The following is a 15,746-nucleotide window of genomic DNA, read 5'->3' on the forward strand; positions in this document are numbered from 1 at the left end:
GGCGTGACATCGCCGTTCAGTCTATCGCCCGCGCGGGCGTAGACTTGCGCGAGTTCTTTCAACCGGTGAACGCGCAGGAGTTCTTGAGTGTCTGTGAAGATCCTCGTCGTGGACAACTACGACAGCTTTGTCTACACGCTGGTGGGCTACCTCCAGCAGCTGGGTGCCCAGACCACCGTGGTGCGCAACGACGACCTCGACGTCCCCGCCGCCACCGCGCTGGCCGGTGAGCACCAGGGGGTCCTGCTGTCTCCCGGCCCCGGTGCTCCCGCGGACGCCGGGGTGTGCTCGGACCTCATCCTCTGGGCCGAACGCACCCGCACCCCGCTGCTCGGGGTCTGCCTGGGGCACCAGGCCCTGGGCGAGGTCTACGGCGCCCGGGTGGGCCACGCGCAGCAACTCATGCACGGCAAGACCTCCCAGCTGGTGCACCAGGGGGAGAGCGTCTTCGCCGGGGTCCCTTCACCGTTCACCGCCACCCGGTACCACTCGCTCGCCGTGGCCGCGGACACCGTCCCGGACTGCCTGGAGGTCACCGCCACCACGGACGACGGGCAGGTGGTCATGGGGCTGAGGCACCGTACCGCTCCGCTGCACGGCGTGCAGTTCCACCCGGAGTCCGTGCTCACCGAGGGAGGCTACCTCATGCTGGGCAACTGGCTCGAGGAGGTCGGCCAGGACGGTGCAGCCGCTGCTGCCGCGGGACTGTCCCCGCTCATGACGGCCTGACCCGCTGCGCCGAGCGGCGCTCCGTGCGAGAAGACCCGCGGTTCCCTGAGGGGCCGCGGGTCTTCTGCGTCTACCACCGTCTGCCGTTGCGACGAGCCCCCGCGGGAGCGGCCTCAGGGCTGGCAACCGTGGCCGGATGGAGAACAGTGCGACGGAGGCGTCCCGCGGACGTCAGCGGCCGCTGCCGCTCGAGGCCGTGGGCCCGCCCGAGGGCTGCGCCTGGGTGGGCTTCGGAGTGGTCGTGGCTGTCTCCGCGGGCGCCGTGGGCTCCGTGGTCTCCTCCGGGGTCTGTGACGGCGTGGGGGACGGTTCGGTCTTCTTCGCCACCGTGAGCGTGATGGTAGAGCCCTGGCTCACTGACGAACCGGCGGGGGCGGACTGTGCGAGCACCGTTCCCGTCTCCGCGTCCTCCGTCTCGCGGATCTCCACGTTGGAGTTGAGCCGCACGTCCTCGGAGCGCAGGGCGTTCTCGGCGTCCGCGCGGCTGCGGCCCACCACGTCAGGGACCGTCACCTTTCCCGAGGACACCTGCAGCTTCACCGCACTGTCCCTGACCACGGAGCTGCCGGGTGCGGGGTCCGAGGAGATCACCGCGTCCGCCGGCACGGTGGCACTGTTGACGGTGCTCACGGGGCCCACTGTGAGACCGGCGTGCTGGATGGACTCCCGGGCGTACTCGAGGGACTGGCCCACGATGTCTTCCGGGACCTTCACGTTCTCCGGTCCCTCGGACACCCTCACCACCACGGAGGAGTCCCGGTCCACCTCGGTGCCGGCGGCCGGGGACACTGCGATCACGTGCTTGTCCTGCACGGTGTCACTGTGCTCCGGGGTGAACGTGGGGTTCAGACCCGCGTCCCGCAGGGTGTTCTCGGCGGTGGTGCTGTCCATGCCCTCGACCTGGGGCACGGTCACTCGGGCCACCTGCTCCACCTGCTGGCTCTGCCACCACTGCACGCCCAGCACCGTCCCGGCCCCCAGCAGGGAGAGCAGCAGGACGACGACCAGGACGACGACCCAGCCACGCCGCCCGTGCCGCCGCTCGGGAACGTCGGCACTGGCGTCGTCGTCCGGCTCGAAGGGCCCGGGCCGCGGGGACGGCGTGGGCTCCGTGTCCTCGCTGCGCCCCGCCGCCGTGACGGCTCCGGCGGCGACCGCGGCTCCCACGGCGGGAAGGGTCTTGGTGTGGGAGTCCGCCAGGGCAGCGGCATCCGTGGGACTGATGGGCTGGGTGGCACCCAGATCGGCGGGCAGGGCGGCCCCGAGCTCCCGCAGGGCGCGTCGCATCTGACCGGCGTCCGCGAAGCGGTCCTGCGGGTTCTTGGCCAGGGCCCGTTCCATGAAGCGGTCCACGGCGGGCGGCAGCTGCGGGTTCAGGGCCGACGGCGCGGGCGGTGCGTCCCGCACGTGCTGCGCGGCGATCGCCACGGAGGACTCGCCCACGAAGGGCGCCCGGCCCGTGAGCATCTCGAACAGCACGCACGCCGCAGAGTAGAGGTCCGAGCGGGGGTCCACGGCGGCCCCGCGAGCCTGCTCCGGGGAGAGGTACTGCGCGGTGCCCAGCACCGCCTGGGACTGCGTGAGCGCCGCCTGGGTGTCCTCCACGGCGCGCGCGATGCCGAAGTCCATGACCTTCACGCTGCCGTCCGGGGTGACCTTCACGTTGGCGGGCTTGATGTCCCGGTGCACGATCCCCGCCCGGTGGCTGAAGGACAGCGCGTCCACTATCCCGAGCATGTACTCGACGGCCTCGGAGGGGGCCACCCCGGGACCGTGGATCAGCTCGCGCAGGGTCTCCCCGGGCACGTACTCCATCACGATGTACGGCCGCAGCACGCCGTCCGGGCTCTGCGGCCGGATCTCGCCGGTGTCGTAGATGGCCACGATGGAGTGGTGGTTCAGGGACGCGACCGCGTGCGCCTCGCGCTGGAACCGTTCGTGGAAGGTCTCGTCCGCCGCGAGCTCGGGGCGCAGGATCTTGATGGCCACCTGGCGGCCCAGCCGGACGTCCCGGCCCACGTGCACCGTGGCCATGCCGCCGCGGCCGATGACCTCGCCGACCTGGTAGCGGTCGTTGATCAGCTCGGGAACCGAAGACCCACCCATGCGCTCTACCCGTCCGTACCCGTGCCGGGGGAGGGAGCAACCACGGCACCCGTGTCCTGCGGGGCGGTGGAGTCCGTGGTGCCGTCAGCCTGCACGCCCTGTCCGTTGGTGACGCCGCCGTCCTGCGTGTCGCCGGAGGCACCGTTCTCGGGAGCGGCGCCGTTCGTCGCGCCGTTGCCCTCGGTGTTGGGAGCGGCAGGGGGGACCGAGTTGCCGGGAATCGCGGGCCCCTGGTCCGGGTCCTGCGTGGGCGCGGGCCGCGAGGGGGCAGGGGTGGCTCCGCCACCGGAGCCCTGGGTCGGAGCGGCCGCGGGATCCCATGCCACGTACATGACCACTGTGGAGCCGACCGCAACGTCCGTGCCGCCCGCGGGATCCGAGGAGACCACGGTGTTCGCGGGCCGTCCGGTGTCCCGCTGCAGGCGCTTGTCCACGTTCACGCCCATGGCGGTGATCTCGTTGGAGACCTGGTCCGCGTCCCGGCCCACGATGTTCTGGGGCAGGGTCACGGTGTTCTCCGGCGTGGGTGTCACGGTGGAGGAGGTCACGGTTCCCGGTGCCGGGGATTCTGCAGAGTCCCGTGTGGAGAAGAACCACACGCCCGCGAGCACGAGCACCGCGAGGAGCGCGAGCAGGGGGAGCAGCCACGCCCACACCGACCGTTCGGCCCTCTTCCCGGACGAGCCGTCCGACCCCCGGGTCTGCTCCACCGCGTCGAACTGCGCCGTGGACGGGTGGGCGCTGTACCGGGGGTCCGGGCGGTTCGCGGCCGCCGCGGAACTCGTGACGGCGGCGACCGACCCTGCCGTGCCGGGCATCGCGCGCGTGCTCGGCCCGGAGACCGGGGCCATCGCCTCGGTGGGCTGGTCGTCGGCGGAACCGGTGTCGGACAGCCACGGGCCCATGCCGGGCACCATGGTCACGGCGGAGGCCACGTCCCCGCGGCGCAGGGCGTCCACGGCGTTGGCGAGCTTGCCGGCGTTCTCGGGCCGGTCCTCGGGGTCCTTGGCCAGCATGGACATGATGAGCGCCCGCACCGGTTCCGGAACGGAGTCCGGCAGCGGCGGGGGGTTGTCGTTGACCTGGGCCAGGGCGATCGCGATCTGCGACTCCCCGGTGAAGGGCCGCCGCCCCGCGAGCAGCTCGTAGCCGATGATGCCCAGCGAGTAGATGTCGGAGGAGCCCGTGGCGGTCTGGCCCGTGGCCTGCTCCGGGGCGAGGTACTGGGCGGTGCCCATGACCTGGCCCGTGGCCGTCAGCGGCACCTGGTCCGCGAGGCGCGCGATGCCGAAGTCCGTGACCTTGACCCGGTTGTCCGGGGTGATGATCAGGTTGCCGGGCTTCACGTCCCGGTGCACCAGACCCTGCGCGTGGGCGGCCGCAAGGGCGCGCGCCGTCTGGCCGATGTAGTTGAGCACGGTGTCCGCGTCCAGCGACTTCTGCCGGTCGATGATGTTGGACAGCGGCTCGCCCGGCACGAGCTCCATGACCAGGAACGCGGAGCCCTCGTCCTCGCCGTAGTCGAAGACGTTCGCCACGCCGGGGTGGTTGAGCAGGGCCGTGTGTCGGGCCTCGGCCCGGAACCGCTGCAGGAACGTGGGATCCCCGTTGTACTCGTCCTTGAGGATCTTCACGGCCACGATGCGGCCCAGGACCTGGTCCTTGGCCTTCCACACCTCGCCCATGCCACCGATGGCAATTCGTTCCGTGAGCGCGTAGCGACCGCCCAGAATGGTGCTCGACGATGGTCTCACTTGTTCAACACCGCCTCGAAGAGTTGCCGTGCGCTGGGGCTGGTCACGGTGGACCCTGTGGTGACGTCCACGTCCTCGACGACCACGGCCACTGCCAACTGGGGGTCATCGGCGGGCGCGAATCCAGTGAACCACGAATCGTTCAATCCGTCCTCGCCGGTCTCCGCCGTGCCGGTCTTGCCGGCCACCTTCACGCCGGGCACGGCCGCACCGGAAGCGATGCCGTTGTCCACCACGGAGGTCATCAGCTCGGTCACGGTCTGCGCGGTCTCCGCGTCCGTGGAGCGGCGCAGCTGCTCCGCCTTGAACTCGTCGATCACGGAGAGGTCCGAGGAACGGACGTTCTTGACCAGGCTGGGCTTCATCATCACCCCGTCGTTGGCGATCGCCGCGGAGGTCATGGCCACCTGCAGCGGGGTGGTGCGGACGTCGTACTGCCCGATCGAGGACAGGGCGAGCTGCGCCTGGTTCATCTCCTCGGGGAACACCGAGGGGGTCACCTCCAGCGGGATGCTCAGCTCCTGGCCGTAGCCGAAGTTCTCGGCGGTCTTGCGGATCTCGTCCTGCCCGAGTTCCATGGCGATCTGGGCGAACGGCGTGTTGCAGGACTGCTCCAGGGCGAACTGCAGATTCACCTGCGAGCGGGCCGCGCAGCCACCCTGGCGGTAGTTGGGCAGGGTCACGGTGGTGTCCGGCAGCGGCAGCTCGCTGGGGTTCGGGATCGTGGTGTCCGTGGTGTACTTCCCGGACTCCAGGGCTGCCACGGTGTCGATGAGCTTGAACGTGGAGCCGGGCGCGTAGAGGTCGCCGCCGATCGCGCGGTTCACGAGGGGCTGGGCGGGATCCGCGTTGAGCTGGTCCGCCGCGGCCACCACCTCGTCGGTGTTGTGGGAGGACATGGCGTTCGCGTCGTAGCTCTTGCGGGACACCATGGCCTTGATCTCGCCGGTCTTCGGGTCCACGGCCACGATCGAGCCGTTGTGACCCTCGAGCGCGTTGTAGGCCACCTTCTGCAGCTCCGAGTCCAGGGTCAGCTCCACGGACGCGCCCTTGGGCTGGTCGCCCGAGAACAGGGAGACCACGCGGTCGTAGAACTGGTCGTCGGAGGCCCCGGAGAGCTCGTCGCCCATGGCGGACTCCAGCCCCGTGGCGCCGTAGACCAGCGAGAAGTAGCCGGTGAGGTTGGAGTACATCGGGGAGTCCGTGTAGACGCGCTGGTGCTCGAAGTCGTCGCTCGACGGAACGGACTTGGCGATCTCCTGGCCGTCCACCAGGATCGAGCCCCGGTCCTGGCCGAACTGCTCGTAGAGGGTCCGGTTGTTCCAGGGGTTGGCCTGGAGGGCATCGGCCGCGAAGAACTGCACGTACGTCAGGGTCAGCAGCAGCACCATCACGATGCCCGCGACCATGAGCCACATCCTGCGGATCGCCTTGTTCACGGATTCCCTCCTTCCTCGTCGGCCGCGCGTCCGGTGCGCGAGTTCGGTTCTGCGGTCTCGTCGTGCGCCGACGACGCCGGGTGGGCCGTTGCGCCCTCCTCGCCCCGTGTGCCGCGCTCGGCGGCGTCCGTTCGGGTGGTGAGACGGGACATCACCTCGGTGGCCGAGCCCGGCCCCGCGGCGTCGTGCGCGGCGGCGTCGAGGGGCTCGGCGGACGAGGCCAGGGCGGCGGACGGTGTGCGCTGCGTGGCCGACTCCCGCTCGGCGGCGTCCCCGTCCTGGGCGCGCTGCTCCTCGCGGGCGCGGCGGCGTCGTTCGACCGACGCGAGGTCCTCGTCCGTGGCGGGGCCGGTGGCCACCGGGCGCCGGGCGCTGTGGGAGATGGCCAGCAGGATGGCCACGATGATCCAGTTGGAGAGCAGGGACGAACCGCCGGCGGACATGAACGGTGTGGTCAGTCCGGTCAGCGGCAGCAGGCGGGTCACGCCGCCCACCACGATGAACAGCTGCAGCACCATCAGCGCGGACAGCCCGCCCGCGAGCAGCTTGCCGAACGCGTCCCGGGTGCCGAGCGCCGCGCGCAGACCGCGCGAGGCGAAGAGCAGGAACATCACCAGGATGGCCGAGAGCCCGATCAGGCCGAGCTCCTCGCCGAACGCCGTGATGATCATGTCCGAGTTGGCATACGAGACGAGGTCTGGGCGGCCCTGCCCGAGCCCCTGGCCGAAGAGCCCGCCCGAGGCGAGGCCGAAGAGCCCCTGCACGATCTGGGCGGAGCCCCCGGGGGAGCGCGTGTAGACCTCGGGGTCGAACGCGGACAGCCAGGCGTCCAGGCGCAGGCTCACGTGGGAGAAGATGCGGCTCGCGGCGAAGCCGCCCACGAGCATGAGCACGAGGCCCAGCACGATCCAGCCCAGGCGACCGGTGGCCAGGTAGAGCATGGCCAGGAACAGGCCGAAGAACATGATGGCCGTGCCCATGTCCTTCTGCAGCACGAGCACCCCGATCGCGATGAGCCACGCGGCCAGCATGGGCGCGATGTCCTTGAAGCGCGGCAGCCGCACGGGCCCCACCTTGCGCCCCGCGAGCAGGATCAGGTCCCGGTTCATGGACAGGTACCCGGCGAAGAAGATGGCGAGCGTGATCTTGGCGATCTCACCGGGCTGGAACGTGCGTCCCGCCACGGAGATCCACAGCCGGGCGCCGTTGATCTCCACCCCGAGCCCCGGAATCATGGGCAGCAGGAGCAGCACCACGGACAGCAGCAGCATGGTGTAGGTGACGTTGCGCAGCCGGCGGTGGTCCTTGAGGAACCACAGCACCACGCAGCACGTGACCATTGCCACGGCGGTCCACACCACCTGGGTGTTCGCGGCGGTCTGGCCCGTGGAGAGGTCGATGCGGTGGATCATGGCCAGGCCCAGGCCGTTGAGCGCAACGGCAATGGGCAGCAGGTACGGGTCCGCGTACCGGCCTCGGATCCACAGCACCACGTGCACGAGCAGCGCGCCCCCGGCCAGGACGGCCCCGCTCACGATGATGTGGGTGGGGTCCTTCTCCAGCTGCTCGGGGTCCACCAGGATGTTGGCGCCCACGCCGAGGGTCAGGGCCATCAGCAGCAGCATCAGCTCGGTGATGCGCCGGGGTTTGGGCAGCACGGCAGGGTGCTGGGCGGGCGCGGCGGCCGGCGCGGCAAGGGTGCTCACGAGTCGTCACCCCCGGAGGAGCTCCGCCCCGGGCTCGGCGAGCCGCTGGCGCTGCGGGACGGGTCGGGGGTGGGTGTGGTGACGGTCACCTTGCCGGTGGGGCGGGGCTCCGGGCTGCTCGAGTTCTTGAGCTCCACCACGATCTCCTCCGCCTCCTCGCGGCTCCCGGCGGGAATCGTGGCGCGCACCCGTTCCTGGGCGTACTGGGACAGGGAGTCCACGGGGATGTCCGTGGTGGAGTCGAGCTCGCTCAGCGCGATGGGACCCAGGCTCTGCGAGACGCCCTGGTAGACGGCCACCTTTCCCTGGTCCTCGCCCACGTAGTACTGCGACGACGTCCAGGCGCGGGCTCCCCAGCCGCCCAGCAGCAGCGCGACCGCCAGCACCACACCGCCGGCAATCCACGCGGCACGACGCCGCCTGGTCCCGGGCTCGGGGTCCTCGCCCTTGCGGCGCAGCAGGCTGCGCACCTCGGCGGGGTCGGTGGTCTCCTCCAGGGTGGAGGTGGAGAGCATGGTGGAGCGGCGCTGCATCGCGGAGTCGGAGACCGTGGGGATCCGGCCCGACTGGGTGGCGTTGGCCGCCGCGCCCACCAGGAGGTGGGGGCGTTCGGCGAGGTCCTGGCGCAGCGCCGAGGCCGAGGACTGCGGTGGTTCCTGAGCGGCGGGGTCCTGGCGCCCGGGCTCGCGGTAGTCATGCCCGCCACCGGCCACGGGCGAGTCGATCGGCCCGTTCCAGTGGTCCTCGAGCGCCTCGTAGGTCTCCACGCGCAGCCGCTCGTCCGAGGTGCGGGACTCGTCCGGCACGGCGCCGTGGCCCTCCCCGGTCATGGGGTGCGCCTCGTTGCCGTGGGGGATCTCGTCCACCTGCACGACCACCACGGTCACGTTGTCGGGGGCGCCGCGGTCCAGGGTGAGCTCCACGAGCGAGTTCACGATCTGGTTGAGGTCACCCGTGGAGCGCATCACGCTCTCGATGGTCCTGGCGTTGACCACGGCGTTGAGGCCGTCGGAGCACAGCAGCCAGCGCTCGCCCACGGCGGGGCGCACGGTGCGGACCTCGAGCTCCGGGGAGGCGTCCACGTCCCCGAGCACGCGCATCAGGACGTTCTTGTGGGGGTGGGTCTCGGCCTCCTCGGGGTGCAGCCGGCCCTCGTCGATGAGGCGCTGCACGAAGGTGTGGTCCGTGGTGACCTGCTGGAAGCCCTCGCTCTCGGAGAGCCGGTACGCGCGGGAGTCCCCGATGTGGGCCACGGAGATCTCGTCCCCGTCGATCAGCAGGGAGGTCACGGTGGTGCCCATCCCGCCCAGCCGAGGATTGGACTGCACGAGCTTCGCGAGGTTCTGGTTGGCGTTCTGGATCTCGTCCGCGAGCACGGTCTCGGCGTCGCCGTCGTGGCCCGCGTGGTCCAGGTGCGTGAGGTCGATCACCGCGGAGGCGGAGGCCACGTCGCCGCCCACGTGGCCGCCCATGCCGTCGGCGACGACGGCCAGGTACCGGCCCGCGTAGGCGGAGTCGTCGTTCTTGGAGCGCACGCGCCCCACGTCGGAGCGAGCGGCGTAGCGGAAGGCGATGGGCATGGGCTACGGCCTCAGTTCCATCACGGTGCGTCCCACGCGGAACGGGACACCCGGCTCCACGGCCGCGGCACGGGTCAGCTTCTGGCCCTGCACGAACGTGCCGTTGGTGGAGCCGAGGTCCTCCAGGAACCAGCGTGAGCCCTGCGGGAACAGGCGGGCGTGGCGGCCCGAGGCGTAGTCGTCCTCGAGCGGAACGGTGGCCTCGGGGGAGCGGCCGAGCATCACGGGCGCGGCGCCCAGCTGGTAGCTGCTGCCCGCGAGCGGGCCGTCGAGCACCACGAGCTGCTGGGGCCGGTGCCTGGAACCACCCGTCACGGGAGTGGCGGCAGCGGAGGGCTCAGCGCGACGACCGGAGGGCTCCTCGGTGGCCACGGCGGAGCGGGTGCGGCCGCGGGATCGCGAGCGGGCCTTGCCGCTCACGCTGAGGTCGCGGGCCTGGGAGAAGACCACGGCGGCGATGAACAGCCACAGCAGGGCCAGGAAGCCGAACTGCAGCAGGGTCACGGTCAGTTCGGACACGTCAGCGCCTCTCCTTCGGGACCAGCAGCCGGAAGACCAGCCTGGTGCGTCCCATGGTGATCACGGAGCCGTCCACGAGCTGGGCGCGGCCCTGGATCCTCTGGCCGTCCACGGAGGAGCCGTTGGTGGAGCCGAGGTCCACAGCCAGGTAGTTCTGGCCCTGGCGACGGATCTCCAGGTGCTTGCGGGAGACCCCGGTGTCCTCCACGGTGATGTCCGCCTCCGCGGAACGGCCCACGCTCACGCTCGGGGCGTTGAGGGAGAAGCGCTCGGAGCCCACTTCGATCACGGGCACGGCGTTCGGCGCGGACCGGGGCACCACGGGTTCCGGAGCGGGCGGGACGGGGGCGGCGTCGTCGTGGCCGGGTGCGGCGTACCCCTGGGCGTGCGGCGCGGGCGCCGGGGGCTGCGGGGCTCGCGCGGAGGTTCCCGCGTCCGCGGGTGCCTGCGGGGTGCTGGTGCGCTCGAAGGACGAGAGGATCCGGAACTCGCCGGTCTCCAGCTCGGGCTCGCGCACGAAGCTCACCCGCACCGCGCCCTGGAGGGTGTAGGCCTGGGACCGGGCGTGGCGGATGACCACGTCGCACAGCTCCTCCGCCAGCTGCACGCCCCACTCCTGGGCTCGCGGGAAGTCGTCGTCCGAGAACTCCACGGTGAAGACGTTCGGTGCCATGGTGCGCCCGCCGGAGACTCCGAAGGACTCCTGGTCCAGTTCGCGGCGCAGCGCGCTCGCGATCTCCACGGCCTCGACGCGCTTGCGCGACCCCGCGGTGAAGGCGGTGCGCACGGCCTTCTCGATGCCGTTCTCGAGTCCGGTCCAGAAACCCATTCCGCCTCCTTTCTCGCTCGGCCAGTGGCGGCGTTCTCCGTGCCGCCGCGGGGGTGCGGTGGGGCACACGGTCGTGGGCAGTTCCCAGAATAGTAACCGGCCGGACTGGGCGGGTGGTGACAGCCCGGCCCGTGCACCGCAGTGCGCCCCGCCGTCCGGGGAATTCGGCTCCGGGGCCGGGCGCGTCGTCTGGGTGACCCTCCCGGCGTCGCGGTGGCCGACCCCGAGCCTCGTGGGGCACCCCCGGTCAGGGCAGGGACGCGGCGAGCTCCACGGCCTCCTTGATGGCGCGCTTGGCGTCGAGCTCGGAGGCCACGTGCGCTCCGCCCACCACGTGCACGGGACGCTCGCCCTGCAGCTCGTCCACGAGCTCCGCACGGGACTCCTGGCCCGCGCACAGCACCACGGTGTCCGCGGGCACCAGCAGCTCCCGCAGTGCGGGGGCCTCGGCCACCGCCGTGGTTCCCGCCGCACGCGCCGTGCCACCGGCCCCGGCCCCGGACGACGCCGCACGGCCGGCTTCCGGGGCCGCCGCACCCGGTCCCGGCACGAGCACGTGGACGCCCTGCTCGTCGATCCGCTGGTACTGCACACCGGTGACGAACTGCACGTCCGCCATGCGCAGCTCGGCGCGGTGGATCCAGCCCGTGGTGGTGCCCAGTCGCGCTCCCGGCTTGCCCGGGGTGCGCTGCAGGACGCTCACGCGGCGCAGGGGTGCGGCGGGGGCGGGGCGCAGCAGTCCGCCGCGCGCTTCGAGGGTGCGGTCCACGCCCCACTCCTCGTAGAAGTCCGCGCGGGGGTCGTGCGTGAGGAAGTGGGCCACGTCGAAGCCGATGCCGCCGCCGCCGATGATCGCCACGCGCTCACCCACCGGCGCTCCGCCCAGGACCTCCTTGTAGCCGAGCACGGTGGGTCCGTCCTCGCCGGGGATCCCGGGCACCCGCGGATTCACCCCCGTGGCCAGCACCACCCGGTCCGCGAACTCCAGGTCCGCGGCGGTGGCGGTGCGGCCCGTGTGCACCGTGACACCGAGCTCCGCCAGGCGGGTGCGGAAGTAGCGGATGGTGTGGGCGTAGTCCTCCTTGCCGGGGATGAGCCGGGCCAGCTGGAACTGGCCTCCGATCTCGGTGTGCTCCTCGAACAGGGTCACCCGGTGCCCGCGCTGAGCGGCGGCCTCCGCGAACGCCAGACCGGCGGGGCCCGCGCCCACCACGGCGATCTGCTCGGCCGTGCGGGTGGGCCCCAGGACGAGCTCGGTCTCGCGCATGGCCCGCGGGTTGACCAGGCAGGACATCCGCTTGCCCGAGAAGGTGTGGTCCAGGCACGCCTGGTTGCACGCGATGCACGTGTTGATCTCGTCCGGGCGGTTCTCACGGGCCTTGGACACGAAGGACGGGTCCGCCAGGAACGGGCGGGCCAGGCACACGAGGTCCGCGTCCCCCCGCTCGATCACGGCCTCGCCGATCTCCGGGGTGTTGATGCGGTTGACCGCGGCCACGGGGATCTCCAGGTGCTCACGCAGCGCGCGGCTCACCCACGTGAAGCCGGCGGGCGGGACGCTCGTGGCGATCGTGGGGATCCGCGCCTCGTGCCAGCCGATGCCCGTGTTGACGATCGACGCGCCGGCGGACTCGACCTCCCGCCCCAGCGCGAGCACCTGCTCGAACTCCTGGGCGTCCGGGACCAGGTCCAGGGCGGAGAGCCGGTACATCACGAGGAAGTCCGGGCCGGCGACCTCGCGCACCCGCCGCACGACCTCCACGGCGAAGCGCCGCCGGGCCTCGGGGGAGCCGCCCCAGCGGTCCGTGCGCTGGTTGGTGTGCGCCACCAGGAACTCGTTGATCAGGTAGCCCTCCGAGCCCATGATCTCCACGCCGTCGTAGCCGGCCCGCTGCGCGAGACCCGCGGCGCGCGCGAAGTCCTCCACGGTCCGCTCCACGTCCTCGGTGCTCAGCTCGCGCGGGGTGACCTTGTTGATCGGCGCGCGGAGAGGGGAGGGTGCCACGGCGTCCGCGTGCATGGCGTAGCGGCCGCTGTGCATCAGCTGCAGGGCGATCAGGCCACCCTCCGCGTGCACGGCGTCGGTGACCGTGCGGTGCGGGGGCAGCTGCGACTCCTCGCTCAGGTGCGCCCCGCCCTCGCGGGCGGCACCCTCCCGGTTGGGGGACACGCCGCCCGTGACGATCAGTCCCGCTCCGCCGCGCACCCGCTCCACGTAGAAGTCCGCGAGCTCCTGCTCACCGCCCGGGGTCTCCTCCAGGCCGGTGTGCATGGACCCCATGATCACGCGGTGCGGCAGGGTCAGGGAGCCCACGCGCAGCGGGGACAGAAGGTGGGGGTAGGCAGTCATCCGATACTCCAGGTCTCAGGTATTTTCTCCACCCTAGAGTGCGTGAGCAGGATCACCAATCCCGCGGGAGGCGCGGGCGACGTCGTCCGCACCCTGGTGCGCTCGCCCTCGGCTTGTTATTCTGAATTCATCACAATAAGTCGGGCCCGGTGCTATCCCGCGCTGGCAGCCGCGACTCCACCAGGAGGTTGTCATGGCCAAGAAGTCCACCAGGAACGCCGATTTCACCGTCCCGGGTCTCACCACCGCGCAGGGCCACGCCGTCGCGGAGATCCTGCAGCAGCGCCTGCACGCCCTCAACGACCTGCAGCTGACCCTCAAGCACGCCCACTGGAACGTGGTGGGCCCCAACTTCATCGCGGTGCACGAGATGCTGGACCCGCAGATCGACGAGGTCCGTGGCTACGTGGACGACCTCGCGGAGCGCATGGCCACCATGGGCGTGTCCCCCAACGGTCTGCCCGGCGCCATCGTGGCCGAGCGCACGTGGGACGACTACGACATCAACCGCGCGCCGGGCGTGGAGCACCTCGCCGCGCTGGACCTCGTGTACGACGGCGTCATCTCGGACCACCGCGAGGCGCTGGCCCGCGTGAGCGACGTGGATCCCATCACCGAGGACATGCTGATCGGCCAGGTCCGCGGCCTCGAGCTGTTCCAGTGGTTCATGCGCTCGCACATCGAGTCCGGCACGGGCGTGCTGGACCACGCGGGGGCCCGCACGGAGAAGACCGCGGCGAAGTCCGCCACCGGGGGCAAGGGCGCGGCCAAGTCCTCCCGCACCTCGGCCAAGGGCTCCAAGAAGAAGTAGGCCCACCCGTCCAGGAACCCGCAACGGCCCCGGGGATCGCCCCGCGCGACCCCCGGGGCCTTCGCGTGTGTGCGCGCCCACGGAACGGGCCGCGCGCCCCGCTCTGCCCCGCGGGGCTCTTCTCCCCGCACCCCCTGCCACCATGCGCACGAGCCGGCTGGTCTCCGTGCGTGCCCGGTCGCTGCACGTCCCAGTCCCGGCACGCCTCCCGCGCCCCGTACGACGACGCCGCCGGGCACCCGGAGGTGCGCGGCGGCGTCGTGGGCCCGGCGGAGCGGGTTCAGAAGGTGAGGCCGAAGACCCACACCCCCAGGGTCATGGTGGTGATGGTGATCAGTACCAGGGCGATGAGGTTGAGCCACACGCCGCCCCGGATCATCTGGCTCACCGTCACGTAGCCCGAGCCGAACGCAATGGCGTTGGGCGGGGTGGCCACGGGGAGCATGAACGCGCACGTCGCGGCCAGCGCCACCGGAATGGCCAGCAGCATGGGGTCCACGCCGATGCCCATGGCCACGCCACCCGCCACGGGCAGGAACGTGGCCGCGGTGGCGGTGTTGGAGGTGAGCTCGGTGAGCAGCAGGATGCCGCCCGCCATGAGCAGCACCAGCAGCACCACGGGCAGGCCGCCGAGGCCCTGGACCTGCTGGCCGATCCACTCGGTGAGCCCCGAGGTGGAGAACTGGGCGGAGAGCGCCAGGCCGCCGCCGAACAGCAGCAGCACGCCCCACGGCAGCTTGACCGCGGTCTCCCAGTCCAGCAGCCGGACGCCCGGTGCGGCGCCGGCGGGGCACAGGAACAGCAGCAGGCCCACGGCCACCGCGATCCCGGCGTCCGAGATCAAGGGGTCGTCGAAGAGGATGGGCACCAGGATCCACGCCGCGGCGGCCAGCACGAACAGCGCGAGCACGCGCTTCTCACCCGAGGACATGGGGCCGAGCTTGTGCAGCTCCTCGCCGATCAGCTCCTTGCCGCCGGGGATCTCGCTGATCTCGGGCTTGAAGAGCACCTTGGTGAGCAGCAGCCAGCACAGGGCCATGAGCACCACGGCCAGGGGAACGCCCACGAGCATCCACTGCCCGAAGCCGATCGTGATGTCGTGCGCGTCCGAGAGGTAGCCCGCCATGAGCGTGTTGGGAGGGGTGCCGATGATCGTGCCCAGGGAGCCGATGGACGCCGAGTACGCGATGCCGAGCATCAGGGCGGTGCCGAAGTTGGACTTGACCACCTCCTCCTTGAGCTGGTCGTCCTGCAGGTCCACCTCCCCGGTGTCGCGGGAGCCCCCCGCCTCTGCGGTGGCCGGGGCGGTCTCCCCGTCACCCGAGCCGATCTTGGTCACCAGCAGCAGCACGGACACGCCGATCGGCAGCATCATCACGGCCGTGGCGGTGTTGGACACCCACATGGACAGGAAGCCCGTGGCCACCATGAACCCGGCGACCATCTGGGAGGGCTTGGTGCCCATGACCTTGACGGTGAGCAGCGCGATGCGCCGGTGCAGGTTCCACCGCTGCATGGCCAGGGCCAGCAGGAACCCGCCCATGAACAGGAAGATGATGTTGTTGCCGTAGGAGGCGCCCACCTTGTCGAGCGTGATGTCCTCGCCCAGCGTGGGGAACACCACCAGGGGGATCAGCGCCGTGGCGGGCAGCGGCAGCGCCTCGGTCATCCACCACACGCCCATGAGCACGGCGGTGGCCGCGGTGAGCTTGGCGTTGTGGGGCACGTCCTGCGGCATCAGCGCGTAGATGGCCGCGGCGAGGGTGAGACCCGCGAGCAGTCCCAGCAGCCGGATCGTGCGGGTGTGCGGCTTCTCGGCCGGAGCCCGCTCACCCGGGGACTGGAAGTTCACCTCCTCGCCGCGGTGCGGATCCGGGTCGAGGTTCTTCAGGTGTGCGCCGGGCACGGCCGGGTGGCTCATGG

General features: G+C 71.5%; 11 protein-coding genes. 2 read left to right on the forward strand and 9 right to left on the reverse strand.

From position 1 onward, the window contains the following. Positions 1-87: 87 nt before the first annotated feature. Entirely contained in the window at positions 88-729 is a 642-nt protein-coding gene (locus HMPREF2833_RS02360; protein WP_059281469.1) for an anthranilate synthase component II, read from the forward strand. A 171-nt stretch (positions 730-900) separates the two neighbouring features. Here the strand turns inward: HMPREF2833_RS02360 and pknB are convergent, their stop codons facing one another. The 8 genes from pknB to HMPREF2833_RS02400 all read right to left on the reverse strand — a co-directional run bounded on the left by pknB (position 901) and on the right by HMPREF2833_RS02400 (position 13,012). Further along, positions 901-2,835: a Stk1 family PASTA domain-containing Ser/Thr kinase gene (gene pknB, locus HMPREF2833_RS02365; RefSeq protein ID WP_070636594.1), complete on the reverse strand. Its 1,935-nt coding sequence runs from the start codon at positions 2,833-2,835 to the stop codon at positions 901-903. 5 nt (positions 2,836-2,840) lie between these two features. Continuing rightward, positions 2,841-4,589: a protein kinase domain-containing protein gene (locus HMPREF2833_RS02370; protein ID WP_083310909.1), complete on the reverse strand. Its 1,749-nt coding sequence runs from the start codon at positions 4,587-4,589 to the stop codon at positions 2,841-2,843. Further along, positions 4,586-6,028, reverse strand: coding sequence for a peptidoglycan D,D-transpeptidase FtsI family protein (locus tag HMPREF2833_RS02375; protein WP_039101341.1), 1,443 nt, complete (start codon positions 6,026-6,028; stop codon positions 4,586-4,588). The genes HMPREF2833_RS02370 and HMPREF2833_RS02375 overlap by 4 nt, the downstream gene beginning before the upstream one ends. Beyond that, on the reverse strand, positions 6,025-7,734 hold the full coding sequence (locus HMPREF2833_RS02380; RefSeq protein WP_059281466.1) for an FtsW/RodA/SpoVE family cell cycle protein: 1,710 nt from the start codon (positions 7,732-7,734) through the stop codon (positions 6,025-6,027). Before HMPREF2833_RS02380 ends, HMPREF2833_RS02375 begins: the two co-directional genes overlap by 4 nt. Then, positions 7,731-9,314, reverse strand: a complete 1,584-nt coding sequence (locus HMPREF2833_RS02385; RefSeq protein WP_070636596.1) for a PP2C family protein-serine/threonine phosphatase — start codon at positions 9,312-9,314, stop codon at positions 7,731-7,733. Before HMPREF2833_RS02385 ends, HMPREF2833_RS02380 begins: the two co-directional genes overlap by 4 nt. A 3-nt stretch (positions 9,315-9,317) precedes the next feature. Beyond that, the gene (locus HMPREF2833_RS02390; protein WP_047979306.1) at positions 9,318-9,833 is read right to left on the reverse strand and encodes an FHA domain-containing protein FhaB/FipA; all 516 of its coding nucleotides are present in this window, start codon (positions 9,831-9,833) and stop codon (positions 9,318-9,320) included. 1 nt (position 9,834) lies between these two features. After that, a complete protein-coding gene (locus tag HMPREF2833_RS02395; protein ID WP_019311030.1) occupies positions 9,835-10,662 on the reverse strand; it encodes an FhaA domain-containing protein in 828 nt (275 codons plus the stop codon). Positions 10,663-10,909: 247 nt separating this feature from the next. Then, positions 10,910-13,012, reverse strand: coding sequence for an NADPH-dependent 2,4-dienoyl-CoA reductase (locus HMPREF2833_RS02400; protein ID WP_070636597.1), 2,103 nt, complete (start codon positions 13,010-13,012; stop codon positions 10,910-10,912). A 193-nt stretch (positions 13,013-13,205) separates the two neighbouring features. Here HMPREF2833_RS02400 and HMPREF2833_RS02405 point away from each other — a divergent pair, with 193 nt between their 5' ends. Continuing rightward, entirely contained in the window at positions 13,206-13,823 is a 618-nt protein-coding gene (locus tag HMPREF2833_RS02405) for a Dps family protein (RefSeq protein WP_047979305.1), read from the forward strand. Between the two features lie 280 nt (positions 13,824-14,103). Here the strand turns inward: HMPREF2833_RS02405 and HMPREF2833_RS02410 are convergent, their stop codons facing one another. After that, complete coding sequence (locus HMPREF2833_RS02410) at positions 14,104-15,744, reverse strand: SLC13 family permease (RefSeq protein ID WP_070636695.1); 1,641 nt, start codon at positions 15,742-15,744, stop codon at positions 14,104-14,106. Between the last annotated feature and the right edge of the window lie 2 nt (positions 15,745-15,746).

The organism is Kocuria sp. HMSC066H03 (assembly GCF_001812045.1).
GTDB classification, from domain to species: domain Bacteria; phylum Actinomycetota; class Actinomycetes; order Actinomycetales; family Micrococcaceae; genus Kocuria; species Kocuria rhizophila.

Excerpts from the sequence above, each read along its gene's own strand:
- HMPREF2833_RS02405 (WP_047979305.1), top strand. The coding sequence starts at position 13,206 with ATGGCCAAGAAGTCCACCAGGAACGCCGATTTCACCGTCCCGGGTCTC.
- HMPREF2833_RS02410 (WP_070636695.1), bottom strand. The coding sequence starts at position 15,744 with ATGAGCCACCCGGCCGTGCCCGGCGCACACCTGAAGAACCTCGACCCG.
- HMPREF2833_RS02395 (WP_019311030.1), bottom strand. The coding sequence starts at position 10,662 with ATGGGTTTCTGGACCGGACTCGAGAACGGCATCGAGAAGGCCGTGCGC.
- pknB (WP_070636594.1), bottom strand. The coding sequence starts at position 2,835 with ATGGGTGGGTCTTCGGTTCCCGAGCTGATCAACGACCGCTACCAGGTC.
- HMPREF2833_RS02400 (WP_070636597.1), bottom strand. The coding sequence starts at position 13,012 with ATGACTGCCTACCCCCACCTTCTGTCCCCGCTGCGCGTGGGCTCCCTG.
- HMPREF2833_RS02385 (WP_070636596.1), bottom strand. The coding sequence starts at position 9,314 with ATGCCCATCGCCTTCCGCTACGCCGCTCGCTCCGACGTGGGGCGCGTG.